The organism is Massilia eburnea (assembly GCF_050709955.1).
Taxonomy (GTDB): Bacteria; Pseudomonadota; Gammaproteobacteria; order Burkholderiales; family Burkholderiaceae_D; genus Rugamonas; species Rugamonas eburnea_A.
This window is the reverse complement of sequence record NZ_JBNZFX010000002.1, coordinates 207,289-226,146: the sequence shown is the minus strand read 5'-3', so window position 1 is coordinate 226,146 and position 18,858 is coordinate 207,289. Positions and strand designations below refer to the sequence as shown.

At 61.4% G+C, this 18,858-nt stretch carries 17 protein-coding genes; 12 read left to right on the top strand and 5 right to left on the bottom strand.

The window, feature by feature from the left end; genetic code table 11:
* Positions 1 to 64 precede the first annotated feature (64 nt).
* Positions 65 to 2,395 (bottom strand): 5-methyltetrahydropteroyltriglutamate--homocysteine S-methyltransferase, encoded by a 2,331-nt coding sequence (gene metE, locus ACQ4MM_RS02420; RefSeq protein WP_431475868.1) that lies wholly within the window; start codon positions 2,393 to 2,395, stop codon positions 65 to 67.
* A 101-nt stretch (positions 2,396 to 2,496) separates the two neighbouring features.
* Between metE and ACQ4MM_RS02415 the strand changes: the two genes are divergently transcribed.
* The 11 genes from ACQ4MM_RS02415 (at position 2,497) to ACQ4MM_RS02365 (ending at position 11,397) form a co-directional block, all read left to right on the top strand.
* On the top strand, positions 2,497 to 3,405 hold the full coding sequence (locus tag ACQ4MM_RS02415; RefSeq protein WP_431475996.1) for a LysR substrate-binding domain-containing protein: 909 nt from the start codon (positions 2,497 to 2,499) through the stop codon (positions 3,403 to 3,405).
* A gap of 126 nt (positions 3,406 to 3,531) precedes the next feature.
* Positions 3,532 to 3,804, top strand: a complete 273-nt coding sequence (locus tag ACQ4MM_RS02410) for a hypothetical protein (protein WP_431475867.1) — start codon at positions 3,532 to 3,534, stop codon at positions 3,802 to 3,804.
* Between the two features lie 75 nt (positions 3,805 to 3,879).
* The gene (locus tag ACQ4MM_RS02405) at positions 3,880 to 5,058 is read left to right on the top strand and encodes an acetyl-CoA C-acetyltransferase (RefSeq protein WP_431475866.1); all 1,179 of its coding nucleotides are present in this window, start codon (positions 3,880 to 3,882) and stop codon (positions 5,056 to 5,058) included.
* Between the two features lie 31 nt (positions 5,059 to 5,089).
* Positions 5,090 to 5,830: an acetoacetyl-CoA reductase gene (phbB, locus tag ACQ4MM_RS02400; RefSeq protein ID WP_431475865.1), complete on the top strand. Its 741-nt coding sequence runs from the start codon at positions 5,090 to 5,092 to the stop codon at positions 5,828 to 5,830.
* Positions 5,831 to 5,907: 77 nt separating this feature from the next.
* The gene (locus tag ACQ4MM_RS02395) at positions 5,908 to 6,246 is read left to right on the top strand and encodes a hypothetical protein (RefSeq protein WP_431475864.1); all 339 of its coding nucleotides are present in this window, start codon (positions 5,908 to 5,910) and stop codon (positions 6,244 to 6,246) included.
* Positions 6,247 to 6,310: 64 nt separating this feature from the next.
* Positions 6,311 to 6,706, top strand: a complete 396-nt coding sequence (locus tag ACQ4MM_RS02390; RefSeq protein WP_431475863.1) for a DUF1761 domain-containing protein — start codon at positions 6,311 to 6,313, stop codon at positions 6,704 to 6,706.
* A gap of 800 nt (positions 6,707 to 7,506) precedes the next feature.
* On the top strand, positions 7,507 to 8,160 hold the full coding sequence (locus ACQ4MM_RS02385) for a glutathione S-transferase family protein (protein ID WP_431475862.1): 654 nt from the start codon (positions 7,507 to 7,509) through the stop codon (positions 8,158 to 8,160).
* Positions 8,161 to 8,194: 34 nt separating this feature from the next.
* A complete protein-coding gene (locus ACQ4MM_RS02380) occupies positions 8,195 to 9,487 on the top strand; it encodes an amino acid deaminase (protein WP_431475861.1) in 1,293 nt (430 codons plus the stop codon).
* A 37-nt stretch (positions 9,488 to 9,524) separates the two neighbouring features.
* Positions 9,525 to 10,484, top strand: coding sequence for a prolyl aminopeptidase (gene pip, locus ACQ4MM_RS02375; RefSeq protein ID WP_431475860.1), 960 nt, complete (start codon positions 9,525 to 9,527; stop codon positions 10,482 to 10,484).
* Positions 10,484 to 10,936: a DUF2721 domain-containing protein gene (locus tag ACQ4MM_RS02370; protein ID WP_431475859.1), complete on the top strand. Its 453-nt coding sequence runs from the start codon at positions 10,484 to 10,486 to the stop codon at positions 10,934 to 10,936. The genes pip and ACQ4MM_RS02370 overlap by 1 nt, the downstream gene beginning before the upstream one ends.
* 8 nt (positions 10,937 to 10,944) lie before the next feature.
* On the top strand, positions 10,945 to 11,397 hold the full coding sequence (locus tag ACQ4MM_RS02365; RefSeq protein ID WP_431475858.1) for a hypothetical protein: 453 nt from the start codon (positions 10,945 to 10,947) through the stop codon (positions 11,395 to 11,397).
* Between the two features lie 10 nt (positions 11,398 to 11,407).
* On the opposite strand, the gene ACQ4MM_RS02360 is transcribed toward ACQ4MM_RS02365, so the two are convergent.
* Positions 11,408 to 12,037, bottom strand: coding sequence for an SRPBCC family protein (locus ACQ4MM_RS02360; protein WP_431475857.1), 630 nt, complete (start codon positions 12,035 to 12,037; stop codon positions 11,408 to 11,410).
* A gap of 87 nt (positions 12,038 to 12,124) precedes the next feature.
* Between ACQ4MM_RS02360 and ACQ4MM_RS02355 the strand changes: the two genes are divergently transcribed.
* Positions 12,125 to 14,164 (top strand): FAD-dependent oxidoreductase, encoded by a 2,040-nt coding sequence (locus ACQ4MM_RS02355; RefSeq protein ID WP_431475856.1) that lies wholly within the window; start codon positions 12,125 to 12,127, stop codon positions 14,162 to 14,164.
* Positions 14,165 to 14,210: 46 nt separating this feature from the next.
* Here ACQ4MM_RS02355 and ybaL read toward each other — a convergent pair whose 3' ends face one another.
* The 3 genes from ybaL to ACQ4MM_RS02340 all read right to left on the bottom strand — a co-directional run bounded on the left by ybaL (position 14,211) and on the right by ACQ4MM_RS02340 (position 18,689).
* Entirely contained in the window at positions 14,211 to 15,914 is a 1,704-nt protein-coding gene (gene ybaL, locus ACQ4MM_RS02350) for a YbaL family putative K(+) efflux transporter (RefSeq protein ID WP_431475855.1), read from the bottom strand.
* A 110-nt stretch (positions 15,915 to 16,024) separates the two neighbouring features.
* A complete protein-coding gene (locus tag ACQ4MM_RS02345) occupies positions 16,025 to 17,146 on the bottom strand; it encodes a beta-ketoacyl-ACP synthase III (protein WP_431475854.1) in 1,122 nt (373 codons plus the stop codon).
* Positions 17,147 to 17,258: 112 nt separating this feature from the next.
* Positions 17,259 to 18,689: a S41 family peptidase gene (locus ACQ4MM_RS02340; RefSeq protein WP_431475853.1), complete on the bottom strand. Its 1,431-nt coding sequence runs from the start codon at positions 18,687 to 18,689 to the stop codon at positions 17,259 to 17,261.
* Between the last annotated feature and the right edge of the window lie 169 nt (positions 18,690 to 18,858).

Here is an 18,858-nt window from a genome sequence, read left to right as displayed (position 1 = left end):
CCTTCGAATGGCTCAACTTTGAGCCGATTCGTGGGAGGAGACTTTGAGCTTGGACAGGGATGCTTTAGGAAGGTTCCATCTCGGCGCGAAGCTTTTGCGCGGCGGCGACCATGTTTTGCAGGGCTGCGGCGGTCTCTGGCCAGGCCCGTGTTTTCAGGCCGCAGTCGGGATTGACCCAGAGTTGTGCCGGCGGTACCACGCGCGCTGCTTTGCGCAGCAAATCAGCCATTTCATCGCTGCCGGGTACGCGCGGCGAGTGGATGTCGTACACGCCGGGACCAATCTCGTTCGGGTAACGGAAGCTGGCGAAGCCGCCCAGCAGCTCCATGGCGGAGCGGCTTGATTCGATCGTAATCACGTCAGCATCGAGTGCGGCGATCGCCGGCAAGATGTCGTTGAACTCGGCGTAGCACATGTGGGTGTGGATCTGCGTGGCGTCGGCGGCGACAGCAGCGCTGATGCGGAAGGCCTTGGTGGCCCACGCGAGATAGCCATCCCAGCGGCTGCGCCGTAGCGGCAGGCCTTCTCGCAGCGCCGGCTCGTCGATCTGGATGATGGCGATGCCGGCGTTCTCTAGGTCGCGCACCTCATCGCGAATGGCGGCCGCGATCTGCAGGGTGGTGTCGGAACGCGGCTGGTCGTCGCGCACGAACGACCATTGCAGGATGGTGACCGGACCAGTCAGCATGCCTTTCACCGGCTTTGCGGTCAGGCTCTGCGCATACTCGGCCCAATGCACCGTCATCGCTCGCAGGCGCTGCACGTCGCCGTAAATGATTGGCGGCTTTACGCAACGCGAACCGTAGGATTGCACCCAGCCATTGGCGGTGAACGCGAATCCATCGAGCTGTTCGCCAAAGTATTCGACCATGTCGTTGCGCTCCGCTTCGCCGTGCACCAGCACGTCCAGCCCGAGTTTCTCCTGCTTGCGGATGGCGTGCTCGATTTCTTCACGCATCGCTCGCTGGTAGTCCGGGGTCGACAAATCACCACGCTTGAAAGCAGCGCGTGCGGTGCGGATCTGCGATGTTTGCGGGAAGGAGCCGATCGTGGTGGTCGGGAAGGCCGGCAGCCCGAGGCGAGCCTGCTGCTGGCGCTGGCGCTCGGTGAAGGGGGACGCACGGCGGTCGGCGTCCTGATCCGAAGCCTGCGCTGCGACACGTGCCTTGATGCCGGCATTGTGAACGCGCGGGCTGGCGCGGCGGCTCTCCAGCGCTGCACGCGCCGCGGCAAAGCCACGTGCCACCTGCCCGGATACCCGCTCGTCCGCCGAGAGGGCGGATTTGAGAAGCTCAAGCTCTGCCAGCTTTTCTTCAGCGAAGGCGAGCCAGGAGCGCTGCTCATCGTCCAGCGCAGGCTCGGCGGCCAGGCTGTATGGCACATGCAGTAACGAACAGGACGTCGAGAGCCAGACCGGGCCGCTGCGCTTGGCAATCACCGGCAACAGCGTCGCGAGGGTGGCATCCAGATCGGCGCGCCAGATGTTGCGGCCATCGATGATGCCGATCGACAGCACCTTATGCGCGGGCAGCCAGTCGGCTACGCTGGTCAGCTCGCTGGCGGCGCGTACGGCATCCACATGCAAGCCGGCGACCGGCAAGCGGCAGGCCAGGCTGACGTTTTCTTCCAGCGGCGAAAAGTAAGTGGCAACCATCAGTTGCGCGCCAGCCTGGTTGAGGAGCCAGTAAGCCGGCTCGAAGGCGTTGCGCCAGGCGTTGGGCAAGTCGAGGCCAAGGATTGGCTCGTCCAGTTGCACCCACTCGGCGCCAGCGGCACGCAACTGCATCAGGAGCCGGCTGTATTGCGGCAGCAGGCGGTCCAGCAGGTCCAGGCGATTGAAGCCTGCGGCCGCGCCGCGCTCTTTGCCGAGCCAAAGGAAGGTGAGCGGTCCGAGCAGCACCGCTTTGACCGGGTGGCCGGCGGCGCGCGCTTCGGCGACTTCGTCCAGCAAGCGCTGGCTGTGCAGCTCAAACGCGGCGGATTCGCAGAACTCCGGCACCAGGTAGTGGTAGTTGGTGTCGAACCACTTGGTCATTTCCAGCGCTGCACCATTGTGGCCACAGCCGCATCCTTCATGTGCACCGTCGCCGCGTGCCATGGCGAAATAGCGCGCCAGCGGCGATTCGCTACCCGTGAAGCCAAAGCGTGCCGGCTCGCAGCCAAGCAGCTGGATATGGTTCGCCACGTGGTCGTACAAGGCAAAATCGCCGACCGTCACGAAATCCAGCCCATGCTGGCGCTGCGTCTCCCAGTGCCGGGCACGGAGATTGCTGGATGTTTCCTGCAACGCTGCGTCGGACAGTTCGCCGCGCCAGAAACGCTCCAAAGCGAATTTCAGTTCACGCGCTGCGCCGATGCGTGGAAAGCCAGGGATATGAGTTTGAACTAGTTTCATTTTTGTCATGCTTAAGAAATATTGGTGAAGTACAGTTTGCGGCATGACGGCATATAATAAAAACGAAACTTTTTATGCATCCACTTGAAAAACTTTCATACATGCTCGAGATTCGTCACCTGCGCACGCTGTCGGCGCTACGCTCCTCCGGTAGCCTGGTCAAGGCAGCACAACTGCTGAACCTGACCCAATCGGCCTTGTCGCATCAAATCAAGTTGCTCGAAGATCGCTACGGTACGCCGTTGTTTGAGCGAAAATCGATTCCAATCGGCTTCACCGCGACCGGCGAACGGCTGCTGAGACTGGCCGATACCTTGTTGCCGGAAGTGGAACGCGCCGAGCGCGACGTGCTGCGCCTGTCGCAAGGCGACACCGGCCAGTTGCGCGTGGCGCTTGAATGCCATACATGCTTCGATTGGCTGATGCCCGTGATGGATGCATTCCGCACCCGCTGGCCGGACGTGGAAATCGACCTGGTTTCCGGCTTCCACAGCGAACCAGCAGAATTGCTGCGTAATGGACATGCCGACCTGGTGATTGGGTCCGATTACAGCGCCGACTACTCCACCTTCCCGCTGTTCCGTTTTGAAATCCTGACCGTGATGGCGCAGAAGCATCGCTTGGCCTCGCATCGCCGCCTGTCGGCCCAGGACTTTGAAGGCGAAACCCTGATCACCTATCCGGTGCCCGAAACACGTATCGACCTGATCCGTGAAGTATTGCGCCCGGCCGGTATCGAATTCCAGCGCCGTACGGCAGAACTGACGGTCGCGATACTGCAACTGGTTGCAAGCCGGCGCGGTGTGGCGGCATTGCCGAACTGGGCTATCAAAAATTATATCGACTACGACTACGTCATCGCCCGCCCGATCGGCGAGACCGGTTTATGGAGCGACCTGTTTGTCTCCGTGCCGCCAGCCTTGCAGCACAAGGCTTATGTCGCCGACTTCGTCAACGTGATACGTGAGCAGTGCGCCGCCACGCTGGACGGTATCAAGTTATTGTCGTGACATCGTTAAGGGATTTATGCAAAATGAAAGCAGCCTTGATGTTTATCAAACGTTTGTCAGGAATCGCGCACTAACATGAGAAGTCTTGCGGTATCTCAGCCACCGAACAACTGAAGGAGCATGGGCATGTATGCGTTCAACGACGAATTCTCTCGTGCCGCACAAGCGGCTTTCGATGCGCAACTCGCCAGCTTCGCCAGCATCTTTGACTGGCATCGTGATACCACATGGGCTTCTCTCGCTGTCATGACCGCAGCCTCCAACGAATTACTGGCCATCCAGCATCCACAAGACCTGCTGCAAATGGCAAGCGACCAGGGCAAGCACGCCATCGACTGCGCGCAGGCATATGGACGTGAGGCAACAGATGTGGCTTTGAATAAGCCACTGTTCCGGTAGGCCATAGCTGGCCGCGGGCATGGCACTTAGCTAGAATGCATTGAAAGATTTTCATACCACTCCCGGAGAAGCAGAATGGATGACGTAGTAATTGTTGCAGCAGGCCGTACCGCCGTAGGCAAGTTCGGCGGTTCCTTGGCCAAGACCCCGGCAGCAGAGCTGGGTGCCCATGTCATCAAGGGCCTGTTGGCCCAGACCGGCATCGACCCTAACCTGGTCAGCGAAGTGATCCTGGGCCAGGTACTGACCGCTGGCGTCGGCCAGAACCCGGCGCGTCAGGCCGTGATCAAGTCCGGCCTGCCAAGCGCTATCCCGGGCTACACCATCAACAAGGTCTGCGGCAGCGGCCTCAAGGCCACCCACCTGGCAGCGCAAGCCATCAAGTGCGGCGACGCCAACATCATCATCGCCGGCGGCCAGGAAAACATGAGCGCCTCGCCGCACGTGCTGAACGGTTCGCGCGACGGCTTCCGCATGGGCGACGCCAAGATGATCGACACCATGATCGTCGATGGCCTGTGGGACGTGTATAACCAGTATCACATGGGCATCACCGCCGAGAACGTCGCGAAGAAATACGACATCTCGCGCAGCCAGCAAGATGAATTCGCGCTGCAGTCCCAGCTGAAAGCGGAAGCCGCGCAAAGGGCCGGCAAGTTCAAGGACGAAATCCTGCCGCTGGAAATCGTGCAGAAGAAAGGCAGCATCTTCTTCGACCAGGACGAATACGTGAAGCCAGGCTCGACGCTGGAAGCGCTGTCCAGCCTGCGCCCAGCCTTTGACAAGGCAGGCTCCGTCACCGCCGGCAATGCGTCCGGCATCAACGACGGTGCTGCAGCGGTGATGATGATGTCCGCCAAGCAGGCCAAGGAACTCGGCCTGACCCCGCTGGCGCGCATCAAGGCCTACGCCTCGTCCGGCCTGGACCCAGCTTACATGGGCATGGGCCCGGTCACCGCTTCGCAGCTGTGCCTGAAAAAAGCCGGCTGGTCGCCACAGGACTTGGACCTGATGGAAATCAATGAAGCGTTCGCCGCGCAAGCCTGCGCCGTGAACAAGGAAATGGGCTGGGATACCAGCAAGATCAACGTCAACGGTGGCGCGATTGCAATTGGCCACCCGATCGGCGCATCCGGCGCCCGCATCCTGGTGACCCTGCTGCATGAAATGGTCCGCCGTGACGCTAAGAAAGGCCTGGCCTCGCTGTGCATCGGCGGCGGCATGGGCGTAGCACTGGCAGTTGAGAGGGAATGAGCTTTCGTTTAAATAAATAGGGGAACATTAAATGGCACGAGTTGCATTGGTAACGGGCGGCATGGGTGGTCTGGGCGAAGCGATTTGCATCAAGATGGTCGCGCTGGGCTACAAAGTGGTAACCACGTATTCCCCGAGTAACAAGACGCATGAGTCGTGGCTGGCCACGATGAAGGACCAGGGCTATAACTTCTCCGCCTATCCTTGTGATGTGTCGGACTTTGATTCGGCGGCAACCTGCATCGCAGCAGTCGAGCGCGACATCGGCCCGGTTGATGTGCTGGTGAACAACGCCGGTATCACCCGCGACATGACCTTCAAGAAAATGGACAAGGTCAATTGGGATGCCGTGATGAAGACCAATCTGGACTCCGTGTTCAACATGACCAAGCCGGTAGCCGATGGCATGGTGGACCGTGGCTGGGGCCGCATCATCAACATCTCCTCGGTGAACGGCCAGAAGGGCGCTTTCGGCCAGACCAACTACTCCGCCGCCAAGGCCGGCGTGCACGGCTTCACCAAGGCGCTGGCGCTGGAAGTGGCGCGCAAGGGCGTAACCGTGAACACCATTTCGCCGGGCTATATCGGCACCAAGATGGTGATGGAGATCCCGAAAGACGTGCTGGATTCGAAGATCATCCCGCAAATCCCGATGGCCCGCCTGGGCAAGCCGGAAGAAGTGGCGGGCCTGGTGGCCTACCTGGCTTCCGACGAAGCAGCGTTCCTGACCGGTGCCAACATCGCCATTAACGGCGGCCAGCACATGTCCTGATCGCAATAAAGAGCAACGCAACACCCAAACGCCGTCCGGCCCTCGCGCCGGTCGGCGTTTGTTCTTTCGGAGGCGCCATGAAGAAAATGCTGCCCTTGCTGCTGCTGGCAGCCTGCAGCCGCAACATCCCGCAGGATCAGCTGCTCGATATCCTGAACCAGCGCGCCCCGCTGGTGGCGCATATCGGCCACGTCACCAAGGTCGACGTGCTGAGCACGGCCAAAGCCGCTGCCAATGGCCGCAGTTGCGAATTGCGCCTGATGCACGTCACCGGCAAGAAAGGCTCGACCTACGTCAGCTTCCTGCGCCGCGAAGAAGCGGGCGGAACCCAATCCGCCCTGACCTGGGCCGACGACCGCCAGGCCGCCAGCGGCAAGATGGGTGAAATGCTTTCGGCGCATTGCAACAACAAGTGATTGACTCTTGAGCCCCGGCTCACATATCGTTCTTTCTCAACAATAATTCATTGGGGAGACAACGATGCAATTCTGGACCATGAACTACTGGGCTGTCCTGCTGGCGGCCGTTTCGAGTTTCATGCTGGGCGGCCTGTGGTATTCGCCGGTCCTGTTCGGCAAGATGTGGAATGACGAAAACGGCGGCGTCAAACATGACGGCCATCCCGCCAAGGTCTTCGGCGTCGCCTTTGTCTTCTCCCTGCTGGCGGCCTTCGCCTTTGCCCGATGGGTTGGCCCAGCACCGTCGCTGGAGTATGCAATCAAGCACGCCTTGCTGGCCGGCTGCGGCATGGTGGCCGCCTGCTTCGGCATCAACTACCAGTTCGCCCAGCGTAGCTTCAAGCTGCTGCTGATCGATGGCGGCTACCACACCGCGCAATTCCTGGTCTTTGGCCTGATCCTCGCTCTCTGGCACTGATGACTGCTCCATATGAATGGCGCCCGATCCCGCACCATCTGGATATCGTATGTCCAGCGTGCCGGAAACGTGCAGAATTCGAGTTTGCTGAAGTCGTTCGAATTAAGCTGAAATCGAACGTGGAGTTTTTCCAGAAGAGCAGCTTGTTTGAGTACCGGCAGTTCCACGATTCATGTGGCCACTTGTGGCATGGGGCGGCCTATTTCCAGGGACTTCATGGACAGCCTCAGCAGGCAATTCAAGAACTTCCAGATGGCTATGCTGCGAGTGATTGGGACCACTCGAGATATCTCGAGAATCGTAGCGGCTGGCCGGTTGGCTCGATTCGGTGTAGCCAATGCCATTTGTGTAGCAAGCATGTGTTGCGATGGCCGGAGGACGCGTATTATTCGATTACGTATCGCAATCACGTCCTCTGGGCATACCATCGTGAATCCGCTGTCGACTTGATGCATTATGTTTTGTCAAAGGAGCGTAGTCGGTCGCGATATCGTTGGAGTTTCTTCCTGCTTTATGTACCGACTGTATTCAAGGTAGGTAAAGCTAGAGAGTCCGTTGTTAAGCAACTGAACAGGCTATTGGCCGTCCCTTGATGAAGAACTATTTGCTCGCACTCGCTGTTTCGTCAGCAAGCGCGGGTGCATCAGCTTGCAGTTTCCCCGTCTCGTCGCTTGATCAGCAAGTTGAAAACGCAGAAGAGGTAAAGCTGGCATGTCGATTTGGCCGCTAGTCGCTCGTCGTCATTTTGACGGGGCCCGCACAAGCGCCCTGGTTGAATTAACCATAACCAGGAGATTTCGATGACACACACCATTACCGCATTCGAACGCTCGCCAGATGGCGGCATGGGCCTGGCGCGCGATACGCGAGTTCGCTGGGCGTTCGAGGAAGTGGGGCAGCCGTATGACGTGCGGCCCGTTTCGTTTGCCGCAATGAAGGAGCCGGCGCATTTGGCCTTGCATCCGTTCGGCCAGATTCCCACCTATGAGAATGGCGACCTGGTGCTGTTCGAGTCCGGCGCGATCATTTTCCACATCGCTTCATGCTATCCGGGCCTGTTGCCGGAAGATGCCAACGCACGGGCCCGTGCAATTACATGGATCTTCGCCGCACTTAACACTGTCGAGCCACCGATCCTGGAAATCGCCATCGCCAAGTTTCAGGAGGGAGACAAGCCTTGGAGCAAGGAGCGCTTGCCCCTGATTGCGGACCGGATCCGGCAGCGGTTGGGGCAACTTTCTGCGCGCCTGGGCGAGGCGGAATGGCTGGACAGCGAGTTCAGTGCGGCCGACCTGACCATGGTGTCCGTGCTGCTCCGGGCAAGGCCATCGGGTATCCTGAACGAATTTCCGCGCCTTGCCGCGTATGTTGCCCGTGGCGAAGCACGTCCAGCTTATAAGCGCGCCTTTGCGGCGCAGTTGGCGTTCAATACTGCCGAGCCACTCACCGGTTGACAGTGCTATTCTTTGAAGAGAGGTTGGATCACATATGTACGCGCTGCCCGAACTCGACGAACAAATCCTGCAGCCAGGCATTAAAGGCCTGCCTATTGTGGAGCCGCTGCGCCAGCACATGATCGGCGCCCAGCACTGGAACGTGCTGGCGGCGGATACAAGTTTGCCGGTGGCGGTGCTCAAGGCTTCGGCGCTGCAGCATAACCTGGCGTGGATGCGGGCTTTTTGCGAGCGCCACGGCGTGCTGCTGGCACCGCACGGCAAGACCACCATGAGCCCGCAACTATTTGCGGCGCAGGTCGAGAACGGCGCCTGGGGCATCACGCTTGCCACTATCCCGCAAGTGCAGATTGCGGCGCGCTTTGGCGTGCGGCGCGTGATCCTGGCGAACGAGCTGGTGGCGCCGGCCGATATCCGCGCTCTCCTGCACCTGATGCAGGAAGATCACAGCTTCGAATTCTTCGCGCTGGCCGATTCGCTGCAAGGCGTCGAACGCCTGTCGCGGGCAGTGCAGGACTTCGGCCTCGAACGGCCCTTGCCGCTGCTGGTTGAGATGGGCATGAAGGGCAAGCGCGCCGGTTGCCGCGATCCGGAACAAGTGATGACTGTGGCGCGAGCCATCGCCGCCGCACCGGGTCTGCAACTGGCCGGCATTGAAGGCTACGAGGGCCTGGTGGTTACCGATAACCTTGCGGCGGATGTGGAAGTCGTCAACGGCTTCCTGCAGCGCATGGCGGAAATGCTGAAGTCCGCCGCGAGTGAAGGCTTGTTCGGTGGCGAACAAGTGATCATCTCCGCCGGCGGCTCGGCCTACTTCGACCGCGTGGCGCGCGAGTTTGCTGGCTTGGCGGTGCAGGGCAAGAAAGTACTGCCGATCCTGCGCAGCGGCTGCTACCTGACCAACGACCACGGCTACTACGGTGATCTGACCAGTGAGCTGGCCCGCCGCGAGGGCAAGGCAGCGGGGGAAGGCTTGCGCCCGGCGCTGGAAGTCTGGACCACGGTGCTGTCGCGCCCTGAGCCGAACCTGGCGATCCTGGCTATGGGCAAGCGGGACGCATCGCATGACCTGGGCCTGCCGCGCGCGATCGCCGCGCACCGGCCGGGCGGGGCAGCGCTGGTGCTGCCGGAAGGCGCGGTGATCGACAAGATGAACGACCAGCACGCCTACCTGCGCTGGCCGGATGGCGTCGAGGCCGACCTGCAGGTGGGCGACCTGGTCGGCTGCGGCATCTCCCACCCTTGCACAACCTTCGACAAATGGCCCCTGATGCTGGTTGTGGATGACACGTACAACGTCCTGCAAGCCATCAATACCTTCTTCTGAGCGGTTACAATCTTGGCTTCACGCATAGAGGATAACCATGCCCGACGCCTTGCCACACCTGTTCCCGCCAATCCAGCCCCGCAATAGCGGCATGCTGGCTGTCGATGACATCCATACAATATATTGGGAAGAGGTGGGCAACCCGAACGGCATCCCGGTGGTCTTCTTCCATGGCGGCCCGGGCGCCGGCATGTCGCCGCAGCACCGTCGCTTCTTCAACCCGGATCACTATCGGGTCATCCTGTTCGACCAGCGCGGCGCCGGCAAATCGACTCCGCTGGGCGAAGTGCGCAATAACACCACTCAGATCCTGATCGAAGACATCGAGCGCCTGCGCACCCTGTTCGGCATCGACAAATGGCTGGTATTCGGCGGCTCCTGGGGTTCCACCCTGGCGCTGGCGTACGGCCAGGCCCACCCGGAGCGCTGCCTGGGCTTCGTCCTGCGCGGCATCTTCCTCTGCACCCAGAAGGAAATCGACTGGTTCCTGCAAGGCTCCGAGTGGTTCCACCCGGAGGTGTACGACGAATTCGTCGCCCCCATCCCGGTGGAAGAACGCGGCAACCTGCTGCAAGCCTACGTCAAGCGCATCATGGACCCGAACCCGGACGTGCACTGGCCCGCCGTGCGCGCCTGGAGCAAGTTCGAAGGCCGCCGCGTGTTCCTGTTGCCGCAGCCGGACGAACCGCCATCGGACACCCTGGACCTGGGCGTCGGCCGCATGGAATCGCACTACATGGCCAACCTGGGCTTCTTCAGCGACGGCCAGCTGCTGTCGAACGTCTCGCGCATCGCCCACCTGCCTGCGGTGATCGTGCAGGGCCGCTATGACGTCATCTGCCCGCCGGTCTCCGCCTGGCGCCTGCAGCAGGCCTGGGGCGCCAATGCGGTGATGAAGATGATTCCTGACGCAGGCCACGGCGCCATGGAGCAGGGCATAAGCCGCGCCCTGGTGAGCGCTACCGAACAATTCCGCCAACAAGGACGCTTCGCATAATGAATCTCCAGCTTGGCGACATCGCCCACATCATCCAGCTAGCGATTGCCCCGGTTTTCATGCTGTCCACCGTCTGCACCAATCTGTTGGTGCTGTTGAACCGCCTGGCGCGCATCATCGACCGCTCGCGCGTGCTGGAAGAACGCCTGGACGTGGCCTATAACGATACCTATATGAACGAGCTGGACGTGCTATACCGGCGTTCGCACCTGATCAACGTTGCCATTGCGCTGAGCACCGCGTGCGGCCTGTTCGTCTGCCTGGTGGTGGCATTGCTGTTCGTTGGCGATGCCACCAATGTCCCGCTGGACAAATACATCGCCGGCCTGTTTATCGCGGCGATGATCTGCCTGATCGGCAATTTCGGCTACCTGCTGCGAGAGATCTTTATCGCCTCGACCTTTATGCGTGCCCACCGCCACGTGCGGCACATCGAAAGAAATTCAAACTAAGAATCATCATGCACGATTACAAACGCCCACCTACGCTGCATCGCTACGGCCCGCGCAGCGAACTTGAACTAGCCCTGAAGGACGGCCAGTTCGTGCTGCGCCCTGTGGGCAGCTTCCTGACCCTGAGCTTCTCGCAAGCCTGGAACCGCGACCTGTTCGACCATTTCGGCGCCGATAGCTGCCTGGTGATCCACAACACCGAGGAATTCGGTGAGCGCATCCACCGCGCCGTGCAGCGCACGTTGCCGAATTGGGCCGGTATCGACGGCGCCATCGAATACGGCGGCCGTGCCGCCTTGGGCGCCGCCTTCACCAAGACGCGTGAAGATGCGATGGAGAAAGAATGGCAATTCGCCTGGCGCTCCATGCAGACGGCATCCACCACGAACGCGGTGGTGATCCGTATCGGCAGCCTGGAGAATTTTGCGGAAGTGCGCGACCGCGACCACTACACGGCCTAAGCCGCAGCGCTTAAGGAACGCTGGGCACTCCGCCCAGTCCACGCGCCAGCTCGGACTGTTTCGGCAGCGCCGGCTGGCGCTCCAGGTGGGCCAGCACCGCATTCATCATGCGTTCGATATCGCCGCGGATGATATTGGTGCCCAACAGGCCCGGCACGTAGAAGTTCGGCATCAGGCGCCCGGTGTAGACCACGCGGGTGCCGCCGGTTTCCGGAATGGGAATCAATTCCCAGCGTGCCTCGTAATGTTTCATGTCCCCCGAAACCAGTGCGATGTCGATCGACGACATCGGCTGCTCCGTGGCACGCACGACAAGGTGGATGGAGCGCGACATGAACAGGAAGCGGGCCGTACCAAATTGCTCAATGATGACTTCATTGCCATTCCGTGAAAGCACCCGGCACGACGCCATGTCGGGCACGAATTCCTCCATGCGGTCATAGGTGGTAAGGGTGCGCCAGACAGTTGGCAGGGATGCATGAACGGTGCCGCTGGCGCTCACTTCATAGAGTTGTTGCGCGTCTGTCTTCACCCGGTTGACGGACACTTCCAGCTTCGGAACTTCCAAACGGGCCGCCTGTCCCGCACCGAAGGCGGGCGCGGTAAAACCGAGGAACAGTACTAATAACAGTCGCTTCATGCTACCAGCGTAAGGTAACTGGTGGCAGAATACAAGCGCCGCGCGCTTCCATCGTTAGACGCCGCACAGAACTCCCGCCTTCCGCCTATGACCACGAATTTCCCTCATCTTCTTTCGCCCCTCGACCTGGGTTTCACCACCTTGCGCAACCGCGTGATCATGGGTTCCATGCACACCGGCCTGGAGGACCGCTTCTTCAATTATGACAAGCTGGCCGCCTTCTACCGTGAGCGCGCCAAGGGCGGCGTGGGCATGATCGTGACCGGTGGCATCTCGCCGAATCGCCAGGGCTGGCTGCTGCCGTTCGGCGGCACGATGAATTTCATCGGCGACGTGTTCAACCACCGCAAGCTGACCAATGCGGTGCATGAAGAAGGCGGCAAGATCCTGATGCAGATCCTGCATGCGGGGCGCTATGGTTACCAGCCGTTCGCCGTGTCGGCCTCCGCAAAGAAATCGCCGATCTCACCCTTCAAGCCGAAGGCGCTGACGGAAGGCGGCATCGAATCGACCATCAAGGCCTACGTGCGCGCCGCCAAGCTGGCGCAAAAGGCCGGCTACGACGGCGTCGAGGTGATGGGCAGCGAAGGCTACCTCCTGAACCAGTTCCTGTGCGCCCGCACCAACCTGCGCACCGACCGCTGGGGCGGCAGCATCGAGAACCGCATGCGCCTGCCGGTGGAAATCGTGCGCCGCATGCGTGAGGCTGTGGGCCGCGAATTCATCATCATGTACCGCCATTCCCTGCTGGACCTGGTGGACGGCGGCAATACCTGGGAAGAGGTGGTGTCTGTTGCCAAGGCCTTGCAGCACGCTGGCGCCACCATCCTGAACACCGGCATCGGCTGGCACGAAGCGCGTGTGCCGACCATCGTCACCTCGGTGCCGCGCGCCGCCTTTGCCGAAGTGGCGGGCCGCCTGCGCAAGGAAGTGACCATTCCGGTGGTGGCCTCGAACCGTATCAATATGCCGGCGGAGGCGGAAGACATCATCCTGCGCGGCGATGCCGACATGGTGTCGATGGCGCGCCCCTTCCTGGCTGACGCCGAGTTCGTCAACAAGGCGGCCGCCGGCCGCGCCGACGAAATCAATACTTGCATCGGATGCAACCAGGCCTGCCTGGATCACACCTTCCAGAACAAGCGCGCCAGCTGCCTGGTGAACCCGCGCGCCTGCCACGAGACGGAGCTGGTGTACAAGCCCGCTGTGGCCCGCCGCAAGGTGGCGGTGGTGGGCGCGGGTCCAGCCGGCCTGTCGGCTGCCACGGTGGCGGCCGAATGCGGCCACGACGTGACCCTGTTCGACTCCAGCGACCGCATTGGCGGACAGTTCAATATCGCCAAGCAGATCCCGGGCAAGGAAGAATTCAACGAAACCCTGCGCTACTTTGGACGCAAGATCGAGCTGACCGGCGTCAAGCTGCAGCTGAACCACCGCGTCACGCGCGAAGAACTGCTCGCGGGCGGCTATGACGACGTGATCGTCGCCACCGGCATCCGCGTGCGCATGCCGAAGATCGACGGCATCGACCATCCGAAAGTGCTGTCCTACCTCGATGTGCTGCGCGACAAGAAGCCAGTCGGCAAACGGGTGGCGATCATTGGCGCGGGCGGCATCGGCTTCGACGTCGGCGAATACCTGCTGCACAATCCGGAGCATTCCTTGCCGGTTGCGAAGGAACACTGGACGGCTGAATGGGGCGTCGACCTGCACGCCAATACTGGCGGCGGCCTGGTGCCGGCCAAGGCAGCGGAACCAGTGCGCCAGCTTTACCTGTTACAGCGCAAAACCAGCAAGCTGGGTGCCGGCCTGGGTAAGACTTCGGGCTGGGTGCACCGCGCGGTGCTGGCGCGCAATGGCGTGGTGATGATTCCCGGCGTGCAGTACAAGCTGATTGACGATCATGGCCTGCACGTCCAGGTGGGCGAAGAAGAACGCCTGCTGGCAGTGGACAACGTGATTATTTGCGCCGGCCAGGAAAGCCTGACCGAACTGATGCCGCCGGAAGGCGAGGCCGCCGCAGCGGGCACCCCGCGCTTCCACAAGATCGGCGGCGCCGCCCTGGCAGCCGAACTCGACGCCAAGCGCGCCATCAAGGAAGGCGCTGAGCTGGCCTCGCGCCTGTAAAAATGTCCACTTCGGTTCCTGACCCCGAAGTGGACATTTCGCCGCGTTAAGCGATCTCCTTGGCGACGTGCGCCGCCATCGATTTGGCCAGCTCCTGCTCGCCGATGAAGATGATGCCGGCGCGCTCGCTGCGCAGCAGGGCCGCTTCCTCCTCGCTGTGCGAGCGCACTGCGATCTTGATACCCGGATTCAGCGCACGCGCCGTTTCAATCATGGCGCGCACGTGGAAAGTATCCGGCGTTGCCACCACCAGCATGCGCGCCTTGTGGATATGGGCCTGGATCAGCACCGCCGGCTCGCCGGCATTGCCCGCCACAGCGGCGATGCCTTGCTGGCGCAACTGGTCGACCAGTTCGCGATTCTGCTCCGCCACCACGTAATTGATTCCCTGCGCCGTTAGCGCCTCCGCAATATTGCGCCCCACGCGGCCATAACCCACCAGCACCACCTGGCCTTCCAGCTTGGACTGTGCCGTCGTCATCGGCAACTCCGCCAACGGGTCGGCGCTGCGGGCATATTGCGCCGCCAGCGCCTTGTTCTTGCCCATCATGCGTTCCAGCGGTGCAGCCAGCATGAACATCAGCGGATTGAGTGCAATCGACAGGATCGCGCCTGCCAGGATCAGGCTCTGGCCCTCATGCGGCAACAGGCCAAGCGAGATGCCAAGCGCGGCCAGGATGAAGGAAAACTCGCCGATCTGCGCCAGGCTGGCCGACACCATCAGCGCCGTGTTGGCCGGGTAGCGCAGCAATACAACCAGCGCGAACGCAGCAATCGATTTGCCGAACAGGATGATGGCCACCACCGCCAGCACGCGCAGCGGCTGTTCGACCAGGATCATCGGCTCGAACAGCATGCCGACCGAAACGAAGAACAGCACCGCGAATGCATCGCGCAGCGGCAGCGATTCATGCGCAGCGCGATGGCTCAGTTCCGACTCGCGCAGCACCATGCCGGCGAAGAAGGCGCCCAGCGCAAACGAAATGCCGAACAGTACGGTCGCGGCATATGCAATGCCGACTGCGGCCGCGATCACGCACAGGGTGAACAGCTCGCGCGAATTGGTGCGTGCCACTTGCCACAGGATCCAGGGGAACAGCTTGCGGCCCACCAGCAGCATGAAGCCGACGAACAGTGCCACCTGGCCCAGTGTGACGGCCAGTGCCTTGAGGATACTGCCTTCGGCCACGCCATGGCCGTGAGCGCCGGCGGCCGCATCACCGCCGAAAGCGCCCGCCAGCGCAGGCAACAGCACCAGCACCAGGACGGTCACCAGGTCCTCGACCACCAGCCAGCCGACGGCAATGCGGCCATTGAAGGAGTCCAGCGCGCCACGCTCCTCCAGCGCCCGCAGCAGCACCACAGTACTGGCCACCGACAGCGCCAGGCCGAACACCAGGCCGCCGCCCAGGCTCCAGCCCCACCAATGCGCCAGCGCCATGCCCATGCCGGTCGCTGCCGCGATCTGCAGGATGGCACCGGGCAAGGCCACCTTGCGCACTTCCCACAGGTCATCCAGCGAGAAATGCAGGCCGACGCCGAACATCATCAGCATCACGCCGATTTCAGCCAACTGGCCGGCAATTGCGCTGTCAGCGACGAATCCAGGGGTAGCAGGGCCAATCAGGATGCCGGCTGCGAGATAGCCGACGAGGGCGGGGAGTTTAAGGCGGACGGCGATAAAGCCGAAGACAAGACCGAAGCCAAGGGCCGCGGCGATAGTGGTAATCAGGCTGACGTCATGGGGCATGCAGGGCCTCCTTTCGCAAGGAGTATAGCTGCATATGAGAAATGTCCACTTCGGGGTCAGGAACGAAAGTGGACAATGTCCACTTTCGTTCCTGACCCCAAGGTGGACATTTAGGCTTTACGGACGACGACGGAGCCGATGGAGTAGCCGGCGCCGAAGCTGCAGATCACGCCGTAGGCGCCGGACGGCAGGTCGTCCTGGTGCTTGTGGAAGGCGATGATGGAACCGGCCGACGAGGTGTTGGCATAAGTGTCCAGGATCACCGGCGCTTCCATCGGCTCGGCATCGCGGCCGAGGATGGTGCGGGAGATCAGCTGGTTCATGCTCAGGTTGGCCTGGTGCAGCCAGAAGCGGCTCATCTGCTCGACCTTCAGGCCGGCGCGGTCGATCGAATCCTTGATCATTTGCGCTGCCATCGGGCACACGTCCTTGAACACTTTGCGGCCTTGCTGTTTGAACAGCTTGTCCGGCGCGCCGATGCCGGCTTCGTCGAAGCGGTTCATGAAGCCGAAGTTGTTGCGGATGTTGTTGGAGAAGCTGGTCTTCAGCTTGGTGTCCAGAATGTCCCACTGGTGCTTCGACACGGCGCCTTCTTTGGATTCCACAATGATCGCGGTGCACGCGTCGCCGAAGATGAAGTGGCTGTCGCGGTCGCGGTAGTCGAGGTGGCCGGAGGTGATCTCAGGATTGAGGATCAGCACCGCGCGGGCCTGGCCGCTCTGCACCGCGCCGACGGCGGTCTGGATGCCGAAGGTGGCCGAGGAACACGCCACGTTCATGTCGAAGCCGAAGCCGTCAATGCCGAAGGCCTGCTGCACTTCCACTGCCATCGCAGGATATGCGCGCTGCATATTGGAGCAAGCCACCAGCACCATGTCGATGTCGGCCGGGGTGCGGCCGGCGCGGTCCAGCGCCTGGCGCGCGGCGGCCACGCAGATTTCAGCCTGCAGCGACAGCTCGTCGTTGCTGCGCTCTGCAATGCGCGGGGTCATGCGTTTCGGGTCCAGGATGCCGGTCTTTTCCATCACGTAGCGCGATTTGATGCCGGATGCCTTTTCAATGAAGCCGGCGCTGGATGGCTCCAGCGCGGTCACGGTGCCAGCCGCGATGGCGGTGGCGTTTTCCGCGTTGAACAGTTCGACGTAGGCGTTGAAGGCGGTGACCAGCTCTTCATTGCTGATCGAGTTCGCTGGGGTAAAGAGGCCGGTTCCGCTGATGACGGCTTGTTTCATGATCAATATTTCTTTCTTAGAATGGGTCAGGCGACCGGTAAGATGGCCGATTTTACCGCATCTGCAACGCAAAACGGCGCCCCAGGGGGCGCCGCCTTAATCTTTGCTAGCTTTATTTCCTGGGTGGCGGGTCCAGCTTGACCAGCTTGGATTCGGCCTTGGCCAACTGCACCGGAACGCCTTGCAGGTGGTTCAGCGCCTGCTTGAGCTGGAAGTCTTCCCCGCTGCCGTATTCCAGCGGCTTGCGCTTCTTCTCGGCAGCCAGGATGCGCATCTGCTCTTCCAGTTCATCGCGCTGGGCCTTGCCGGCTTCCTGCTCGCGGTCGTTGGTGAGGTGCTTGGCCAGGTCGGCCTCGCGCATGCGCAGGCTGTTCAGGCCGTCGCCATCTTCGTTCTCGTCCACCGCCAGGTCAGGGGAAATGCCCTTGGCCTGGATCGAGCGGCCATGCGGCGTGTAATAGCGCGCGGTAGTCAGCTTGACGGCGGTATCGGCGGTCAGCTGGCGAATGGTTTGCACCGAGCCCTTGCCGAAGGTTTGCGAACCGATGATGGTGGCGCGCTTGTAATCCTGCAGGGCGCCGGCCACGATTTCGGAGGCCGAGGCGGAGCCGGTATTCACCAGCACGGCCATCGGGATGTGCTTGACCGCTTCCGGCAGCTTGGCCAGCGGGTCGCCATCGCCGCGCAGCGAATAGTACTCGGCGCGGCCGTAGAAAATCTGTTTGGAATCAGGCAACTGGCCGTTGGTCGAGACGATCGGGGTGTCCTTTGGCAGGAAGGCTGCCGCCACGCCGATTGCGCCTTGCAGCACGCCGCCCGGGTCGTTGCGCAAGTCCAGCACCAGGCCTTTCAGGTGCGGGTCCTGGCGGTACAGCTCGGTGATCTTGGCCGCCAGGTCATCCACTGTCGGTTCCTGGAATTGCGAGATGCGCACCCAGGCATAGCCGGGCGAGACCATCTTGGCCTTCACGCTTTTCTGGTGGATTTCTTCGCGGTTCAGGGTGAATTCCAGCGGTTGCGGCTCATCCTTGCGCATGATGGTCAGCATCACTTTGCTGCCCGGCTCGCCGCGCATCTTCTTGACCGACTCATCCAGGCTCAGGCCTTTCAGCGAGGTGGTATCCAGGCGGGTGATCATGTCGCCCGGCTTGATGCCGGCGCGGTAGGCTGGGGAATCCTCGATCGGGGCCACGATCTTGATATAGCCTTCGTCGCCCTGGGCGATCTCGATGCCGAGGCCGACGAACTTGCCCTGCGAGCCTTCACGCAGCTCAGCATAGGCCTTCTTGTCCAGGTAGGCGGAGTGCGGGTCAAGCGAAGCGACCATGCCGGCGATGGCTTCGGTCAGCAGCTTTTTGTCTTCCACAGATTCGACGTAGTCGGATTTGATCAGGCCGTACACATCGGCGAGCTGCTTGAGCTCTTCCAGCGGCAGGGCCGGGTCGACCTGCTTTTGAGCCATTGCGGAAAACTGCAGGGATACCGCTACCCCCGCGACTACGCCAAGGCCGATCAGGCCAGCGTTCTTGAGTTTCTTGCCCATGTATCACCTGTTCCAAATACAGCGGTTAACTCGTCCGCCATTGGATTTCAGTATAAACCTGATTTCCAGCAATCGTAGCTGCCAGCATGGAATAAATACCGTGGAAAGCCACGATAAATTCATAACTTTGTAGGTGTTTGCCAATGTGTTTACCGGAGTAAGTATTTGT